Raw genomic sequence first — 16,271 nt, forward strand, 5'->3', positions numbered from 1 at the left:
CCGCGGACACCCGCCCGGGGCCGTCCGGCGACCGCCTACCCTGACCTGCGTGAGCAGCACCGTGACCACCCCGCAGCAGACGACCGAGGCGCCCGAGCACGCCGCCGTCCGTGAGGCCGCCCTGCGCGCCCGGGCCGCGGCACCGGCCGTCCGTGCCGCGGGGGAGGGCCGGATCGACGACGCCCTGCGTGCCGCCGCGTCGCTGATCCGCGACCGCGCCCACGAGCTGCTCGACGTCAACGCCGCCGACGTCGACGCCGCGCAGCGCGCCGGGACGGCCGCGGGCCTGCTCGACCGGCTGCGCCTGGACCCCGAGCGCCTCGCCGGGATCGCCACCCAGCTCGAGGTGCTCGCCGCGACGCCCGAGCCGCCGACCGAGTGGCCGGTGCGGACGCTGGAGACCGGCGAGCGGGTGTTCGAGCGGCGCATCCCGGTCGGCGTCATCGGTGCGGTGTTCGAGGCCCGGCCGAACGTGACCGTCGACGTCGCCTCGCAGGTGCTCAAGGCCCGCAGCGCCGCCGTGCTGCGCACCGGATCCGCGGCCCTGCGCAGCGCGACGGCGCTGGTCGAGCAGGTCCTGCGGCCCGCGCTGGCCGACGCCGGGCTGCCCGAGGCCGCCGTGCAGCTCGTCCCGCTCCCCGGGCACGCCGGCGCGGAGGCACTGGTCGGGCTGCCCGACCTGGTGCCGCTGGTCGTCGTGCGCGGCTCCGGCGAGGTGACCCGCAAGCTGTCGCTGATCGGTGCCACCGCGGGCACCCGGGTGCTCGCCCACGCCGACGGCGGCGGCGTGCTCTACCTGGACTCCAGCGCCTCGCCGGAGGACGTCACCCGCCTGGTCACCGACTCGACCGACCGGCTCGGCGTCTGCAACCGGCTCAACCTGCTGCTGGTCGACCGGCCCGTCTACGACACCCTGCTGCCGGTCGTCACGGCCGCGCTCGACGCCCGCGGCATCGCCCTGTCGCTGCCGCCGCACGACCACCCGCTCGGCCACGAGTGGGCGCTGGACTCCGGCGCCGAGGCGCACGTGACCGTCGCCGCCGTCGACGGACCGGACGACGCCGCCGACACCGCCGCCCGCGAGACCTCCGGGCTGGCCGCCACGATCTGCGCCTCCGACGAGCAGGTCGCCCAGCGCTTCATCGACCGCTACACCGGCACCGGCGTGTTCTGGAACTCCCCGTCGCGGCTGCTCGACGGCTATAAGCTGCTCGGCCTGCCCGAGACCGGCATCAACGTCGACCACACCCCGGGCCCGCGCGGCCCGGTGACCTACCGCGACCTCGGGCTGCGCCAGTTCGTCGTCCTGCCCCCGGCCTGAACGGGCCGATCGCGGGGGGTGCGGGATAGCCTCGGCGGGTGTCCGTGATCGCCGAGAAACCCTCCCTCGAGCTGCACCGGGCCACGCTGGCCAACGGGCTGCGCGTGCTCGTCGTGCCGGACCCGGCCACCCCGGTGGTCGGGGTCTCGGTGCACGTCGACGTCGGCTTCCGGTCCGAGCCGCAGGGCCGCACCGGGTTCGCCCACCTGTTCGAGCACCTCATGTTCCAGGGCAGCGAGAGCCTGGAGAAGCTGGAGCACTTCCGGCAGGTCCAGTCCGCGGGCGGGATCTTCAACGGCTCCACCCACCAGGACTACACCGACTACTTCCAGGTGCTGCCCGGCGCGGCGCTGGAGCGGGCGCTGTTCCTGGAGGCCGACCGCCTGCGCGCCCCGAAGCTGACCGAGGAGAACCTGCGCAACCAGGTCGACGTCGTGAAGGAGGAGATCCGGCTCAACGTCCACAACCGCCCCTACGGCGGCTTCCCGTGGATCCTGCTGCCGCCGGTCCTCTACGACACCTTCCCGAACGCGCACAACGGCTACGGCGACTTCTCCGAGCTGGAGCAGGCGAGCCTGGACGACGCGGCCGCGTTCTTCGACACCTTCTACGCCCCGGGCAATGCGCTGGTCACCGTGCACGGCGACCTGGGCGAGTCCGGGGTGGACGGCACGCTGGCCCTGGTGGAGCGCCACTTCGGTGACATCCCCGCCCGCCCGGTGCCGCAGCGGCCCTCGTTCGCCGAGCCGGTGCCCGGTGCCGAGCGGCGGCGGTCGGTGGCCGACGCGCACGCCCCGCTGCCCGCGCTCGCGCTCGGCTACCGGGTGCCCGACCCGGGCGCCGAGCCCGGCGCGTACCTCGCGCACGCCATGCTCGCGACCGTCCTGGCCGACGGCGAGGCGGCCCGCCTGCAGCGCCGGCTGGTGCACACCGACGGGCTCGTCACCGACGTCTCCGCGTCGAACGGCCTGATGGGCGGCCCGTTCGACGCCCGCGACCCCGACACGTTCACGATCACCGCCGTGCACCCGGCCCAGGTGCCCGCCGAGCGGGTGGTCGCCGCCGTCGACTCCGAGCTGGACCGGCTCGCCGAGCAGGGCCCCGGCACCGAGGAGCTGGCGCGCCAGTCCGCCCGCTGGGCGGCCGCGCTGCACCGCGAGGACGACCGCGTCATGTACCGGATGCTGGGCCTCGGGGCCCGCGAGCTGCTCTACGGCCGCGCCGAGCTCGCCCTGGAGCTGCCGGCCCGGCTCGCCGCCCTGACCGGCGACGACGTGGCCGCCGCGGCCGCCCGGCTGCGCTCGGCCGGCCGCGCGCTGCTGACCGTCGAACCCGCGCCGAGCGACGCGGCGAGCACCGAGGGGAGCACCGCGTGACCGACCACCGCAGCGCGGAGGAGATCGGCCGCACCGGGCAGGGCCCGCGTCCGCTGCCGCCGCTGGGCCGCACCAAGGAGGTGCCGCTGCCCGACGTCCTGGTGGAGACCCTCCCCAACGGCCTCACCGTGCTCGCCGCGCGACGCCCGGGCGTCCCGCTGGTCGAGACCGTCCTGCGCATCCCCGCGGCCGCGCCCGGGCCGGTCGCCGACGCCGCCCGCACCGCGGGCACCGAGGTCCTCGCCGAGACGGTGCTGACCGGCACCGCGACCCGCGACCGGGTCGGGATCGACGACGCGCTGGCCGCGGTCGGCGGGGAGCTCGGCGTCGCCGTCGACCCCGAGTACCTGCAGGCCGGCGGGTCCGCGCTGGCGTCCGGTCTGCCCACCGTGCTCGACGTGCTGGCCGAGGTCCTCACCGCGGCCACCCACCCCGACGCCGAGGTCGCCCGCGAGCGGGCCCGGCTCGCCGAGCGGATCGCGGTGGCCCGCGCGCAGCCGCGCACCGTCGCCCGGGAGGCGCTGATGCGCCGCCGCTTCGGCGACCACCCGATCGTCTCGGAGATGCCCACCGCCGACGCCGTCGCGGCCGTCACCGCGGAGCGGGTGCGCGAGCTGCACGCCGACGTCGTCGTCCCGGACGGGGCGAGCCTGGTCCTGGTCGGCGACATCGACCCGGAGGCCGCCGTCGCCGAGGTCGCCCGCCGTCTCGGGGGCTGGACCGGCGACCACCCGGCGCGGCGGCTGTCCGCGCCGCCGGTGCCCGCGGCCGGGGACGTCGAGCTCGTGCACCGGCCCGGCTCGGTGCAGTCCCAGCTGCGGCTCACCGCGCCCGGGCTGGACCGCACCGACGAGCGCTACACCGCCTTCCAGCTCGCGAACCTGGTCTTCGGCGGCTACTTCTCCTCGCGCTGGATGGAGAACATCCGCGAGGACAAGGGCTACACCTACGGCGCCCACTCCGGGCAGGAGTTCGTGCCCGGCGGCGCCGTGCTGGGGCTCGACGCCGACGTCGCCTCCGACGTCACCGCCGCCGCGCTGCTGGAGACCCGCTACGAGCTGGGCCGCATGGTCGCGGTGCCGCCGACCGAGCAGGAGGTCACCTCGGCCCGCCGCTACGCGATCGGGTCGCTGCTGATCTCGCTCGACAGCCAGTCCGCGCTGGCCGGCACGCTCTCGGCGCTGCACGCGGCCGGGCTGGGCGTCGACTGGCTCCGCGACCGGCCGCGCCGCCTGGAGGAGGTCTCCGTCGACGAGGTCGCCGCGGCGGCCGCCGCGCTGTTCGCCCCGACCCGCTTCACCGGAGTGATCGTCGGCGACGCCGACGTGGTCGGGCCACCACTGGCCGCACTGGGCGGCGTGACCGGGGACGGGGACCGATGAGCCGCGGGGACTTCACGCTGACCGAGGAGCCGGTGCTGTCGCGCAACGCGCTCTCCCGCGACGAGAACCGGCGCCTGGACCCGGGCTGGGTGCGCGACACCTGGCCGAAGGCCCGCGTCGTCGTCGTCGACGAGACCGGGCGCACCCCGGTCGACTGGGACGTCGCGCCCGGCCACGAGTTCCACGAGACCGACGCGGCGGCCTGGGACGGCGCCGCGGGCCGCGGCGGGCACGTCCGCACCCGGGCCGGGACGGACCTGGCCACCGAGCCGCCGGCCGAGGCCGTCCTGCTCGGCGAGCGCGAGGGCGTCCCCTACTGGGCGGTGCGGGTCGGCACCGAGCGCACCGCGGACAGCGACATCTTCACCGGCGAGGGGGAGTGGGCGGACCTGCGCGCGGCCGGGGCGTTCCTCGACCCGCTGGGGTCCGGGCTGCTGACCGGCGCGGTCGCCACCCTGAACTGGCACGACCGGGCCCGCTTCTGCGCCGTCGACGGCACCCGCACCCGTCCGCACAACGCGGGCTGGGCGCGCGTCTGCGACAACGGCCACGAGGAGTACCCGCGCACCGACCCGGCGATCATCTGCCTGGTCCACGACGGCGCCGACCGCGTCCTGCTCGCCCGCCAGCCGGTGTGGCCGGTCGGCCGCTACTCCGTGCTGGCCGGGTTCGTGGAGTCCGGCGAGTCGTTGGAGGCGTGCGTGCACCGCGAGATCGCCGAGGAGGTCGGCATCGCGGTGTCCGACGTGCGCTACCTCGGCAGCCAGGCGTGGCCGTTCCCGCGCTCGCTGATGGTCGGCTTCCACGCGATCGGGGACCCGGACGTCCCGCTGCGCCCGCAGGACGGCGAGATCGCCGACGCCCTGTGGGTCACCCGCGCCACGCTGCGCGCGGCGCTGGCCCGCGGCGACTGGGGCACCCGCGACACCCACGACGACGCCCCGGACGGCACCGACGGCCCGGTCGTGATGCTGCCGGGCACGGTCTCGATCGCGCGCACGATGCTGGAGTCCTGGGCCGCGGCCGGCGGCTGAGCCCCGGCACGGCGACGGCCCCGCCCCCGGATCACCGGGGACGGGGCCGTCGCGCTCCGTGGTGGGAGTGCAGGGGAGGTGTCAGACCCCGAGCCGGGTCCTCACCTCGGAGAAGCTCGGGTTGGTGGCGACCGACTCGTCGGGGAAGACGACCGTCGGCACCGTGCGGTTGCCGCCGTTGGCCTGCTCGACGAACGCGACGGCGTCCGGCTCGCGCTCGATGTCGATCTCGCGGTAGCCGATGCCGGCCTGGTCGAGCTGCAGCTTGAGCCGGCGGCAGAAGCCGCACCAGCTGGTCGTGTACATCGTCAGGTCCGCCATGTGGTGTGCAACCGGTCGGGGCGCCGGTTTCTTCCCCCGCCGCTGTGACCTCCCCGGCACCGGTACCCGGCCGGGGCGGGCGGGCGGCCCGGAACCGTCGGGGGCGGGTGTCAGGATGGGTGGGTGCCGTCCCGATCCTCCGCCCGGTCCGCCGCCCGTCCGACCCGCGCGCCCCGCGCCGGGGCGGCGCCGGACCCGGCGGCCCCGATCGGTGCCGACGGGCTGGACCCGGAGCAGCGCGCCGCCGTCCACGCGCCGCGCGGGCCGGTGTGCGTGCTGGCCGGCGCCGGGACGGGCAAGACCCGCACGATCACCCGCCGGATCGCGCACCTGGTGACCTCCGGGCACGTCGCCGCGGGCCAGGTCCTCGCGGTCACGTTCACCGCCCGCGCGGCGGGGGAGCTGCGCACCCGGCTGCGCGCGCTCGACGCGTCCGGCGTGCAGGCCCGCACGTTCCACGCCGCGGCCCTGCGCCAGCTGCGCTACTTCTGGCCGCAGGTGATCGGGGGCAGCCCGTGGCCGCTGCTGGACGGCAAGCTGCGCCTGGTCGGGCAGGCCGCCGCCCGCGCGCGGGCCGGCACCGACTCCGACGCGCTGCGCGACCTGGCCTCGGAGATCGAGTGGGCCAAGTCCTCGCTGATCGCCCCGTCGGACTACGCGGCCGAGACGGCGCGCCGCCGCCGCGACACCCCCGGCCCGGCGGAGCAGGTCGGGCAGGTCTACGCCGCCTACGAGGAGCTGAAGAACGCCGCCGAGCAGCTCGACTTCGACGACCTGCTGCTGCACACCGCGGTCGCGCTGGAGGAGCACGGCGGGGTCGCGGAGGAGTTCCGGTCCCGCTACCGCTGCTTCGTCGTCGACGAGTACCAGGACGTCACGCCGCTGCAGCAGCGCTTGCTCGACGCCTGGCTCGGCGACCGCGACGACCTGACCGTCGTCGGCGACGCCAACCAGACGATCTACACCTTCGCCGGCGCCTCGCCGCGCTACCTGCTGGAGTTCCCGCGCCGCTTCCCCGAGGCCGCCGTCGTGCGGCTGCAGCGCGACTACCGCTCCACCCCGCAGATCGTCGGGTGCGCGAACCAGCTGATCGGCGCCGCCCGCAACCGGCCCGCGGGGTCGCGGCTGCAGCTCGTCGGGCAGCTGCCGCCCGGGCCGGACCCGGACTTCTCCGAGCACGACGACGAGGCCGGCGAGGCCGCCGCCGTCGCCGGGCGGATCCTGACGCTGATCAACGACGGCACCGAGCCGTCGGAGATCGCGGTGCTGTTCCGGATCAACGCGCAGTCCGAGGCGTTCGAGCAGGCGCTGTCCGACGCCGGCGTCCCCCACCAGGTCCGCGGCGGCGAGCGCTTCTTCAACCGGCCCGAGATCCGCCGGGCGATGCTCGCGCTGCGCACCGCGGCCCCGGACCAGCGGCCCGGCACCGACCTCGTCGACGTCACCCGCGCGGTGCTCGGCGCCCGGGCCGGCCTGACCGACGAGCCGCCGAGGGGCGCGACGCTGCGGGCCCAGTGGGAGTCGCTGCTCGCGCTGGTCGGCGTGGCCGAGGAGCTGGCCGCCGTCGAGCCGGCGGCCGACCTGGCCCGGCTGTGCGCCGAGCTCGAGACCCGCGCCGACCACGCCCAGGCCCCGGTCGTCAACGGGGTCACCCTCGCGTCGCTGCACGCGGCGAAGGGCCTGGAGTGGGACGCGGTGTTCCTCGTCGGGCTCGCCGACGGCACGCTGCCGATCGGCCACGCCGGCGACGACGAGGCGGCCGTCGAGGAGGAGCGGCGCCTGTTCTACGTCGGCGTCACCCGCGCCCGCCGGGTGTTGTCGATGTCGTGGTCGCTCTCGCGCGCCTCGGGCCGCGGCCCGAAGCGCCGCCGTTCCCGCTTCCTGTACGGGCTGATCCCCGACTCGCACCCGGCGTCGCGGGTGGCGGGGGAGCGCCGCCCCGGCGGTGCCCGTCCCAAGTGCCGGGTCTGCGGCACCCCGCTGTTCGGCGCGACGGCGACCAAGCTGCTGCGCTGCGACGACTGCCCGTCCGACGTGGACCTGGAGCTGCTCGACCGGCTCAAGCAGTGGCGGGCGGCGACGGCGAGGACGCAGGACGTGCCGGCGTTCGTGGTGCTGACGGACGCGACGCTCACCGCGATCGCCGAGCAGCGCCCGTCGGACCCCTCGGCCCTGGTCGGCATCCCGGGGATCGGCGCGGCGAAGCTCGACCGCTACGGCGACGACGTCCTGCAGGTGCTCGCCGAGCACGCCGCGGAGGGTTCGCGAGCCCCGATCCGGTAGTCGCCGGATGAACTTCGGAAAAGTCTTCGAATAATCGGTTGCCGTCCGCTGCGCTGCACTCCTAGTGTCAACTGCACCGAGTGGAGCAACCGCTCCGCACACACGCGCCGCGCGGGAGACCGCGCCGGTGGGGAACGACAGGAGGTGACCGACATGGGCACGAGCGACACGACCGTCCGGGTCGGCGCCGTCCTGCGCGCCTCCGCCCCGGTGTGCGGCGCGGTGCGGACCGTCGTCGCGCACGACGTCGCGCACGCGGGCATCGCCCTGTCGCCGATCGGCGGCCTGCGCCGTCGCGAGGCGGGTGAGGGCCTGATCGCCGTCCGCGCGCTCCGTGTCGAGGGTGACGTGTACCTGCAGGGCGGAATGCCGGCCGGTGCCACCCCGATCTTCGATGACAAGTCCACATCAGCGTCCGTTCCTGGGCGCCGAGGGAGTCCCTGACCTCTCAGCGCCGGCGAGTCCCATCGGGGCCGCGGAACCCACGCACACGGGTTCCGCGGCCCCGATTTTTTTGTCCGTCCATCCGTCCCGAGAGATGAGCAGTCCTGTCCCGAGCAGTCCCTACGACCAGCAGAGAAGTTCGATCGAGGAGGTCGATCGTGTACGTGCGATCCGTTCCGTGTGACGGCGGACTGATCACCGAGCAGTCCGGCGGCGGCGCCGGACCCGACGAGGTGCGGCTCCGGGCCGTGCCGGGCGGGCCCGCCGGGCGTCGTTCGGCCCTGCCCTGCCGCAACGGCGACGCCGACCTGTGGTTCGCCGAGGCCCCGGCCGAGCTGGAGGAGGCCAAGTCCCGCTGCTCGCACTGCCCCCTGCAGCGCGAGTGCCTGGCCGGCGCGCTGGAGCGCGGCGAGCCGTGGGGCGTGTGGGGTGGCGAGATCTTCGAGCGCGGCCGGGTCATCCCGCGCAAGCGCCCGAGGGGTCGTCCCCGCAAGGCCGACCTGGAGCGCGACCGGGCCCTGGCCCTGGCCGCCGGCCACTAGCAGCACCCACCGCGTACGGGCCCGAGCCCGCACCCGCAGAACCCGAGGAGAGCGACATGAACGACCTGACGACGGCACCGGCCGTGCGACCGATGTCCCGCACCGACCTCCCGACCCACCTCGTGAACCAGGAGAACGCGATGACGCTCATCCAGGAAGCCCTGGCGAGATCCCATCAGCAGGAGGCACAACGGGTGGCGGCCGAGTACCGGCGCGCGCGCCGGCTCACCGCCGGGCGGGGCTGGTCGCGGCTCGCGACGTGGGCCTCGGCCCGCGCGGAGCGGGCGCGGCTGCGCAACGGCTGACGGCCGTCGCCCACCGCGGCCGCGGCGAACCGACCCGGGGTCGGCCGCCGGGCCGCGGCGCTGTCCCGGTGCCCCGTCCGGACCACGTGTCCGGGCGGGGCACCGTCGTGTCCGGGGTCGCCCCCGGCGGCGGCTCTGCTCTGCTCACCCGGGCGCAGCGCCGCCGGTCAGGACGGTGGCGCGCCGGTGAAGGCCGCGGCGAACTCCGCCGACGGGGCGATCTCGGTGATCACGTCGACCAGCACGCCGTCCGGTCCCTCGACGATGAAGTGACGCTGCCCGAAGTCCTCGTCGCGCAGCGGCAGCACCGCCGTCAGCCCGCCACGGACGACGAGGCGCTCCCACTCGGCGTCGACGTCGTCGACCTCGAGGTTGACGAGCAGCCCGCCGGCGGCCCGGCCGCGGTACCCGGCCGGGATGGTCGGGTGGTCCCGGTCGAGCACCGCCAGCTCGTGGCGCCCGTGGCGCAGGCTGACGTACCAGCCGGAGTCGAAGACGACCGAGAAGCCCATCGGTCCGGACCAGAACGCGCGGGCGGCCGGGACGTCGGCCGTCGCGAGGACCGGGTAGCTGCTGCGAAGCACGGCACCCTCCATTTCACATACTGATGGTATGTGAAAGGTAGTGACGTACCATCGGTACGTCAACGGGGAGGTGGCATGGGGGTCCGCGACGACCAGCGGGAACGCACGCACCGTGCGCTGCTCGACGCGGCCGAGCGGCTGTTCGCCCGCGACGGCTACGGCGCGGTCGGGCTGCCGGCCGTCGTCGCCGCCGCCGGGGTGACCAAGGGCGCGCTCTACCACCAGTTCGACGGCAAGGCCGCGGTGTTCGCCGCGGTGCTGGACCGGGTCGCGGACCGGGTGGCCGGCCGCGTGGTCGCCGCGGCCGAGGCGGTGCCCGACCCGTGGGGACGGCTCGTGGCCGGGTGCCGGGCGTTCCTCGACGCCAGCACGGAGCCCTCCGCCGCGCGCATCATGCTCGTCGACGGCCCCGCCGTCCTCGGCTGGGCGGACTGGCGCGAGCGCGACGCGCGGTCCTCCGGCCGGCACCTCGTCGAGGCGCTCGAGGAACTGGTGGGCTGCGGGGAGCTCACCCCGCAGCCGGTGGGGCCACTGGCCCGCCTGCTGTCCGGCGCGATGAACGAGCTGGCGATGTGGCTCGCCGAACCCGGCACCACCGACGCGGACCGGGCCGCGGCCGGCGCCGCCCTCGACCGGGTGCTCGACGGCCTGCGCGTCCGCCCCGCCGACCGGCCGGACGCCGTCCGACCTGCTCCGCTGCGCCCTGGTGAGCAGAGCAAAGGGACAGCGGACGACCCCGCTGCGCCCCGGTGAGCAGAGCAAAGGGACAGCGGACGACCCCGCTGCGCCCCGGTGAGCAGAGCAAAGGGACAGCGGACGACCCCGCCGGAGGGCGGGCCCGCACGGCTCGGCGTGGGTCAGCCCGTCGGCGCGTCCGGCTCGAACATCTGCGGCTGCCACTCGGCGACGATCTCCCGCAGGCGCACGTGCGCGTCGAGCTGGCAGAGGATGCCCAGCGTCCCCATCGTCACCCGGTGCACGAGCAGGAACCGTGGCGGCAGGTTCAGCGCCCGCCCGATGGCCGCGTCGGGGCTGCGGAGGTCGCCGACCCGTTCGGCCTGGCGCTGGATCCAGCGCCGGCTGAAGTGGAACTCCTCGTCCTCCAGCGGCTCGGTGAACGGCGCCAGGTAACCCAGGATCTGCTCCTGCTCGATGCGCGCGCCGTCGCGGACGAACCCGGCCGAGCGCATCAGCGCCATCAGGTCGCCGCTGCGCCCCTGCAGCGCGTACTTGGTCATCTCGACCAGCTCGGGCGGCATCCCGTCGGGCATCCGCGCGACGGCGCCGAAGTCGAGGACGAGCAGGCGGCCGTCGTCGAGGATCCCGAAGTTGCCGGGGTGCGGGTCGGCGTGCAGCAGGTGGGCGCGGTCCGGGGCGGAGTAGTGGAAGCGCGCGAGCCGGTTGCCCGCGTGGTCGCGCTCGGCGCGGGTGCCCTCGCGGATGACCGAGGACAGCGGGCGCCCCTGCACCCACTCGGTGATGACGGCCTTGGGTGCGGAGCCCACCACGCGCGGGACCTTGACGTCCGGGTCGTCCTCGAAGACGGCGGCGAACTCGCGCTGGTAGGTGGCCTCGTCGCGGTAGTCGAGCTCCTCCTCCATGCGCTCGCGGAGCTCGGCGACGAGCGGCTTGATCTCCATCCCGGGGACCAGCGGCTGCAGGATGCGGCTCATCCGGCCGAGCTGGCGCAGGTCCGAGCGCAGCGCCTCCTCCGCGCCGGGGTACTGCACCTTGACCGCGACGTCGCGGCCGTCGCGCTTCCAGACGGCGCGGTGCACCTGCCCGATGCTGGCCGCGGCGGCCGGGGTCTCGTCGAAGTCGGCGAAGCGGGAGCGCCAGGAGCGGCCGAACTGCTGGGTCAGCATGTAGTCGACGTCGCTCATCGGCATCGGCGGCGCCGCGGCCTGCAGCTTGGTCAGCGCGTCGCGGTAGGGCTCGGCGTACTCGTCGGGCACGGCGGCCTCGAACACGCTCAGCGCCTGGCCGAACTTCATCGCGCCGCCCTTGAGTTCGCCGAGGACCTCGAAGAGCTGCTCGGCGCTCTTGGCGGCGATCTGGGCGGAGATCTCGTCGCGGTCGCCGCCGGTGAGACGGCGCCCGAACCCGGCGGCGGCGCGCCCGGCGACGCCCAGCGGGATGCCCGCGAGCTTGACGGTGCGCGAGGCCGTGCGGCGGGGAATGTCGCTCACACCATGATTGTCCACCCCGGCGGGCCCGTCCCGCACGCCGCGGTGCGCGGCGGCACGCTCGCGGGGCCCGTCGCACAGGGGCATCCGGGCCGCCCCGGACCCGGCCGGGTGACGAGCGTCGCGGTGCCGGGGTCCAGGGCCAGTACCGCTCCCCAGGACGCCGGGGGCGGCCCGCCGCGCACCGGCCCGTCCACCGCGGCCAGCGCCTGACCGACGGTCAGCGCGGCCGTCGCGACGACCACGTGCGGCGCCGCCGACGAGGGCCCCGGCCCGGGCGCACCCGCGCAGGCCGCGCACGGTCCGCGGCCCGGCAGCACCAGCGGCCCGACGAGCCCGCCGCCGTCGCGGACGGCGGTGAACAGGTGCTCGACCGGCCCGGCCGGCGGCGCGGTGGTGCCGCCGGCGAGCACCACGAGGTCGGCGGGCACGCGGCGCGCCGGAGCGGGGTCGGCGCCGGCGTCGCGCAGGGCGGCGGCCAGCGCCGCGGCCCGGTCCCGTCCCGGTGGGACCGGCAGCCCGGCGAGGACGTCGTCGGCGCCGGTGGTGCCCGTGACCCGTGCCGACACGAGGCCGATCCCGGCCCGGGCGAGCCCGGTGACCACGCCGACGGCGAGCGGCCCGTCCCCGCGGACCTCCACCAGCGTGCCCGCACGGCGCCGCCGCACCCGGTCCTCGACGTCCGGGTCGGCCAGCAGCCCCGCCCGCAGCAGGACGGCGAGCAGCGCCGCGACCTCGCCGTCGTCGTCGCCGGTCAGGTCGGCGGTGGCGCACGGGCCGTCGGCGAGGCGGTCCAGCGCGGCGACGGCGGCGGGCGACAGCTCCTCCAGCAGCCGGGCCCGCGGTGGGGCGGTCCCGATCCGGCGGGCGCGGGGCCCGGCCGGGCGCACCGTGAGGTGGGCGGCGGGCGCGAGCCGCGGCGGCAGTCCGGTCACCGTGCCCAGGCTGCCGCGGTCGCGTCCCCGGCGGGCCGGATCGCGGGAGAGGTGGTCGCACCCGCGAACGGCCGCGGCGCGGGGTATGGGGTGTCGGGGGCGCGGCGGCCTACCCTGGGGCCATGGCGAGCCCCCCGGTAGAGGTCCGACGCAGCGCCCGCCGGAAGCGGATGGTCAGTGCCCGCCGCGAGGGCGACCGGCTCGTCGTCTTCATCCCGGGGTGGATGTCGGCCGAGCAGGAGCGCGACTGGGTCGCGGAGATGGTCAAGCGGGTGGAGGCGAGCGAGGCGCGCCGCCGCTCGCCCGGCCGCAACAACGACGAGGCCCTCCTGCGCCGCGGCCGGGAGCTGTCGAAGCGCTGGCTGGAGGGCCGCGCCCGGCCGGCGTCGATCCGGTGGGTGCCGGTGATGCGGACCCGCTGGGCGTCCTGCACCCCCGACGACGCCACCATCCGGATCAGCGAGCGGCTGCGCGACGCGCCCGGCTGGGTCGTCGACTACGTCCTGGTGCACGAGCTCGCGCACCTGCTGTCCGCCGCGCACGACGACGTGTTCTGGTCCTGGGTGCACCGCTACCCGCGCACCGAGCGCGCCATCGGCTACCTGGAGGGCCTCAACGCCGCCGCCGAGCTGGGCATCACCGGCGTCGACGGCGACCCCGCGACCGCCGACGAGGCCGACGGGCTGCCGGTCGACGACGAGCCGGTCCGCGCGACCGGCACCTGAGCGTCCCGCCCGGTCCCGGGGGACACGGACCGGACCGGCGCCGCGGTCAGGACTCGCCGCGCCGCGGCCCCTCGTCGCCGTCGCCGGTGTCGTTCTCGGAGCCGGAGCCGGAGCCGGAGCCGGAGCCGTCGTCGGCCGCGGACGGGCCGGGGTCCGCCGCGCGCTCGGCGTCGGCGGCCATCTGGCGCTCCAGCTCGGCGATCGGGTCGTCCGGCACGCCGCCGGCCACGCCGCCGCGGACGAAGGCCTCCGGGTCGTCGAGGTCGTCGGCCGAGGGGATCAGGTCCGGGTGCGCCCAGACGGCGTCGCGCCCGTCGACGCCCCGCTCCTCGCCGAGCCGCTTCCACAGGTCGGCGGCGGCCCGCAGCTTGCGCGGGCGCAGCTCCAGCCCGACGATCGTCGCGAACGCCTGCTCGGCGGGCCCGCCCGAGGCGCGGCGGCGGCGCATCGTCTCGCGCAGCGCCTCCGCGCCGGGCAGCCGCTCGGCCAGCGCCTCGGCGACGACCGTGTCCACCCAGCCCTCGATGAGCGCCAGCAGCGTCTCCAGCCGGGCGAGCGCCGCCTTCTGCTGCGGGGTGTCCTCCGGCTCGAACATGCCGGACTGCATTGCCTCCTGGATCGACTCCGGGTTCGACGGGTCGATCCCGCGGGCCAGCTCCTCGATCCGGGAGGTGTCCACCGAGATCCCGCGGGCGTACTCCTCGACGGCGCCGAGCAGCCGCTCCCGCAGCCAGTGCACGTGGGTGAACAGCCGCTGGTGGGCGGCCTCGCGGGCGGCGAGGTAGAGCGTCACCTCACCGGCCGGGCGGTCGAGCCCCTCGGTGAACCGGGCGATCGCCTCCGGCAGCAGGGCCGCCGTGCGCTCCGGGCCGACCGGGATGCCGAGCTCGGTGGAGGTCAGCACCTCCTTGCCGAGCTGCGCGAGCCCCTGGCCGAGCTGGCTGCCGAACGCCATCCCGCCCATCTTGCCGAGCATCCCCAGCATCGGGCCGGCGGCGCCGCGCACCTCCTCGGGCAGGCCCTCGACCCAGGCCGAGGACAGCCGCGTCGCGACCGGGTCGCACAGCCGCTTCCAGGTCGGCATGCCGGCGCGCACCCAGTCCGACGGGGTCCACGCCTTCACCTCGCCACCGGAGGACGGGAAGGTCGTCGCCGGGTCGAGCCACAGCTCCGCGAGCCGGACGGCCTCGGCGACGCCGCTGCGCTGGGAGTCGGTGAGCGACGACGTCGACTGCGCGAGCTGCTGGGTGGCGAGACGGGTGGCGAGCTCGTAGTCGACCGGGCCGCCGTCGCCGGACCCGGCGCCGGACAGCATCTGGCCGAGCTGGGAGAGCATCTGCCCGAGCTGGCTCATGTCGAACTGGCCGCCGGGCGGCATGCCGGGCATCCCGGGGATGCCGCCCATGCCGAACGCGGCGAACGGGTTCTGCGCGCCGCCGCCGGGCGAGGACTGCGGGTCGTCGGACTGCGGGTGCGACCCGAAACCGAACGGGTCCTTCGGGCCCTCGGGCTCGCGACGCCCGGACGAGCCGCCCTCCGCGCCGGAACCCGGCTCCGAGCCCTCACCGGACTGGTCACCGGAGTCGCGGTCGCGGTCGGCGGGGCCGAAGCCGAAGGGGACGTCGCTCATGGCCCCCACCGTACGCGGGGCCCGGGGGTCGACGCCGCTCCCGGAGCGGGCGGATCGGGCCAGGTGGGGCCGTGTTCGCCGGGAGCGGACGGGGGAACCCGCGCGGCTCAGGAGCAGCCGGCGGGGGTGCCGCCGGAGTCGAGGGTGGTCAGTGCGCCGACCGCCTCGTCGAGCGTCCCGACCCGCACCAGCTGCAGGCCATCGGGCGCGTCGCCGGCCGCCTCGGCGCAGTTCGCCGCGGGCACCAGGAAGGTCTGCGCGCCGACCTCGCGGGCCTTGAGCATCTTGAACCGGATGCCGCTGATCGGGCCGACCCGGCCCTCGGCGTCGATGGTGCCGGTGCCGGCGACGAACCGTCCTCCGGTCAGCGGGCCGGGCGTCAGCTTGTCGACCAGGGCGAGGCTGAACATCAGCCCGGCCGAGGGCCCGCCGACGTCGCCGAGGGTGATCGTGAGCTTCTGGCCCTCGGCGGGGGAGGTGGCCGGGGTGATCCCGAGGAACGCGCGCGCCGGGTCGGTCGGGTGCGCGGACGGGGTGACGGTGACCTCGCGGGGCGCCGCGTCGCCGCGGCGGATCGTGAGCGCGACCGGGACGCCCGGGCGGGCCGCGCCGAGCGCGTCGAGCAGGCCCTGCACGGAGGTGACCGGGGTGCCCGCGACGGCGCGGATCTCGTCGCCCGGCTCCAGCACCCCCGCCGACGGCGACGGGTCGGTCAGCGCGCCGACCGTCACCCGGGTCGGCAGGTGCAGGTGGTTGAGCGCGGCGGCCTCGGCGTTGGCGATGGAGCCGTCGAACTCCTGCTGGTTGGCCTGCGTGACCTGCTCGGTCGTCTCCCCGGGCGGGTAGAGCGACGAGCGCGGCGCCAGCCGGTAGGTGCCCGAGGCCCACATCCCCAGCGCGCGCAGCGTGGAGATCCCGTCGGTGACCCCGACGGTGGTCATGTTCAGGTGCCCGGTGGTCGGGTAGGTCGGCAGCCCGTCGGCGGAGACGACCGGTGTGCCCTCGACCTCGCCGAGCGTGTCGAAGGTGGGGCCGGGCCCGAGGGCGACGACCGGGGCCGGGACCACCGTCCCGACGGCGGTGAGCGCGAGCAGCACCAGGACCGCCGTCACCCACGTCGAAGATCGAACGCCCACGGAACGGCACCCTACGATCGTGCGACGGCGACGGCGCGCCCGACCCCGGTGCGTCCTGCGACGATGC

Annotated in this window: 16 protein-coding genes; 10 read left to right on the forward strand and 6 right to left on the reverse strand. The window is 76.3% G+C overall.

The features are described 5' to 3' along the window. The first annotated feature begins 49 nt into the window (after positions 1-49). The 4 genes from WJX68_RS06065 to nudC are packed head-to-tail and all read left to right on the forward strand — an operon-like array spanning position 50 to position 5,113. Positions 50-1,321, forward strand: a complete 1,272-nt coding sequence (locus tag WJX68_RS06065; protein WP_340286852.1) for an aldehyde dehydrogenase family protein — start codon at positions 50-52, stop codon at positions 1,319-1,321. Between the two features lie 38 nt (positions 1,322-1,359). Beyond that, on the forward strand, positions 1,360-2,697 hold the full coding sequence (locus tag WJX68_RS06070; RefSeq protein ID WP_340286854.1) for a M16 family metallopeptidase: 1,338 nt from the start codon (positions 1,360-1,362) through the stop codon (positions 2,695-2,697). Further along, the gene (locus WJX68_RS06075; RefSeq protein WP_340286856.1) at positions 2,694-4,079 is read left to right on the forward strand and encodes a M16 family metallopeptidase; all 1,386 of its coding nucleotides are present in this window, start codon (positions 2,694-2,696) and stop codon (positions 4,077-4,079) included. The genes WJX68_RS06070 and WJX68_RS06075 overlap by 4 nt, the downstream gene beginning before the upstream one ends. Then, positions 4,076-5,113 (forward strand): NAD(+) diphosphatase, encoded by a 1,038-nt coding sequence (nudC, locus tag WJX68_RS06080; protein ID WP_340286858.1) that lies wholly within the window; start codon positions 4,076-4,078, stop codon positions 5,111-5,113. Before WJX68_RS06075 ends, nudC begins: the two co-directional genes overlap by 4 nt. An 81-nt stretch (positions 5,114-5,194) precedes the next feature. Here nudC and WJX68_RS06085 read toward each other — a convergent pair whose 3' ends face one another. Continuing rightward, positions 5,195-5,419 carry a glutaredoxin domain-containing protein gene (locus tag WJX68_RS06085; RefSeq protein WP_340286860.1) on the reverse strand — a complete coding sequence of 75 codons (225 nt, stop codon included), beginning with the start codon at positions 5,417-5,419 and terminating at the stop codon, positions 5,195-5,197. Between the two features lie 222 nt (positions 5,420-5,641). On the opposite strand from WJX68_RS06085, the gene WJX68_RS06090 reads away from it, so the two are divergent. The 4 genes from WJX68_RS06090 (at position 5,642) to WJX68_RS06105 (ending at position 9,008) form a co-directional block, all read left to right on the forward strand. Next, a complete protein-coding gene (locus tag WJX68_RS06090) occupies positions 5,642-7,717 on the forward strand; it encodes an ATP-dependent DNA helicase UvrD2 (protein ID WP_340287240.1) in 2,076 nt (691 codons plus the stop codon). Between the two features lie 153 nt (positions 7,718-7,870). After that, positions 7,871-8,161, forward strand: a complete 291-nt coding sequence (locus tag WJX68_RS06095) for a hypothetical protein (protein WP_340286862.1) — start codon at positions 7,871-7,873, stop codon at positions 8,159-8,161. A 233-nt stretch (positions 8,162-8,394) separates the two neighbouring features. Further along, positions 8,395-8,703 carry a WhiB family transcriptional regulator gene (locus WJX68_RS06100; RefSeq protein WP_340287242.1) on the forward strand — a complete coding sequence of 103 codons (309 nt, stop codon included), beginning with the start codon at positions 8,395-8,397 and terminating at the stop codon, positions 8,701-8,703. A 56-nt stretch (positions 8,704-8,759) separates the two neighbouring features. Then, on the forward strand, positions 8,760-9,008 hold the full coding sequence (locus WJX68_RS06105) for a hypothetical protein (protein ID WP_340286864.1): 249 nt from the start codon (positions 8,760-8,762) through the stop codon (positions 9,006-9,008). Positions 9,009-9,175: 167 nt separating this feature from the next. Here WJX68_RS06105 and WJX68_RS06110 read toward each other — a convergent pair whose 3' ends face one another. Further along, positions 9,176-9,592, reverse strand: a complete 417-nt coding sequence (locus WJX68_RS06110) for a VOC family protein (protein WP_340286866.1) — start codon at positions 9,590-9,592, stop codon at positions 9,176-9,178. A 75-nt stretch (positions 9,593-9,667) separates the two neighbouring features. Between WJX68_RS06110 and WJX68_RS06115 the strand changes: the two genes are divergently transcribed. Beyond that, the gene (locus WJX68_RS06115) at positions 9,668-10,345 is read left to right on the forward strand and encodes a TetR/AcrR family transcriptional regulator (protein WP_340286868.1); all 678 of its coding nucleotides are present in this window, start codon (positions 9,668-9,670) and stop codon (positions 10,343-10,345) included. Positions 10,346-10,449: 104 nt separating this feature from the next. On the opposite strand, the gene WJX68_RS06120 is transcribed toward WJX68_RS06115, so the two are convergent. Then, complete coding sequence (locus WJX68_RS06120) at positions 10,450-11,781, reverse strand: ABC1 kinase family protein (RefSeq protein WP_340286870.1); 1,332 nt, start codon at positions 11,779-11,781, stop codon at positions 10,450-10,452. Next, a complete protein-coding gene (locus WJX68_RS06125; protein WP_340286872.1) occupies positions 11,778-12,713 on the reverse strand; it encodes a hypothetical protein in 936 nt (311 codons plus the stop codon). The genes WJX68_RS06120 and WJX68_RS06125 overlap by 4 nt, the downstream gene beginning before the upstream one ends. Before the next feature lie 122 nt (positions 12,714-12,835). Here WJX68_RS06125 and WJX68_RS06130 point away from each other — a divergent pair, with 122 nt between their 5' ends. Continuing rightward, a complete protein-coding gene (locus WJX68_RS06130; RefSeq protein WP_340286874.1) occupies positions 12,836-13,438 on the forward strand; it encodes a M48 metallopeptidase family protein in 603 nt (200 codons plus the stop codon). Between the two features lie 46 nt (positions 13,439-13,484). Here WJX68_RS06130 and WJX68_RS06135 read toward each other — a convergent pair whose 3' ends face one another. Then, positions 13,485-15,068, reverse strand: coding sequence for a zinc-dependent metalloprotease (locus tag WJX68_RS06135; protein WP_340286876.1), 1,584 nt, complete (start codon positions 15,066-15,068; stop codon positions 13,485-13,487). Between the two features lie 107 nt (positions 15,069-15,175). Beyond that, positions 15,176-16,180, reverse strand: coding sequence for a YlbL family protein (locus WJX68_RS06140; RefSeq protein WP_340286878.1), 1,005 nt, complete (start codon positions 16,178-16,180; stop codon positions 15,176-15,178). Positions 16,181-16,271 lie beyond the last annotated feature (91 nt).

Origin of the sequence: Pseudonocardia spirodelae (assembly GCF_037727765.1) — a bacterium.
In the GTDB taxonomy this organism is placed as follows: Bacteria; Actinomycetota; Actinomycetes; order Mycobacteriales; family Pseudonocardiaceae; genus Pseudonocardia; species Pseudonocardia spirodelae.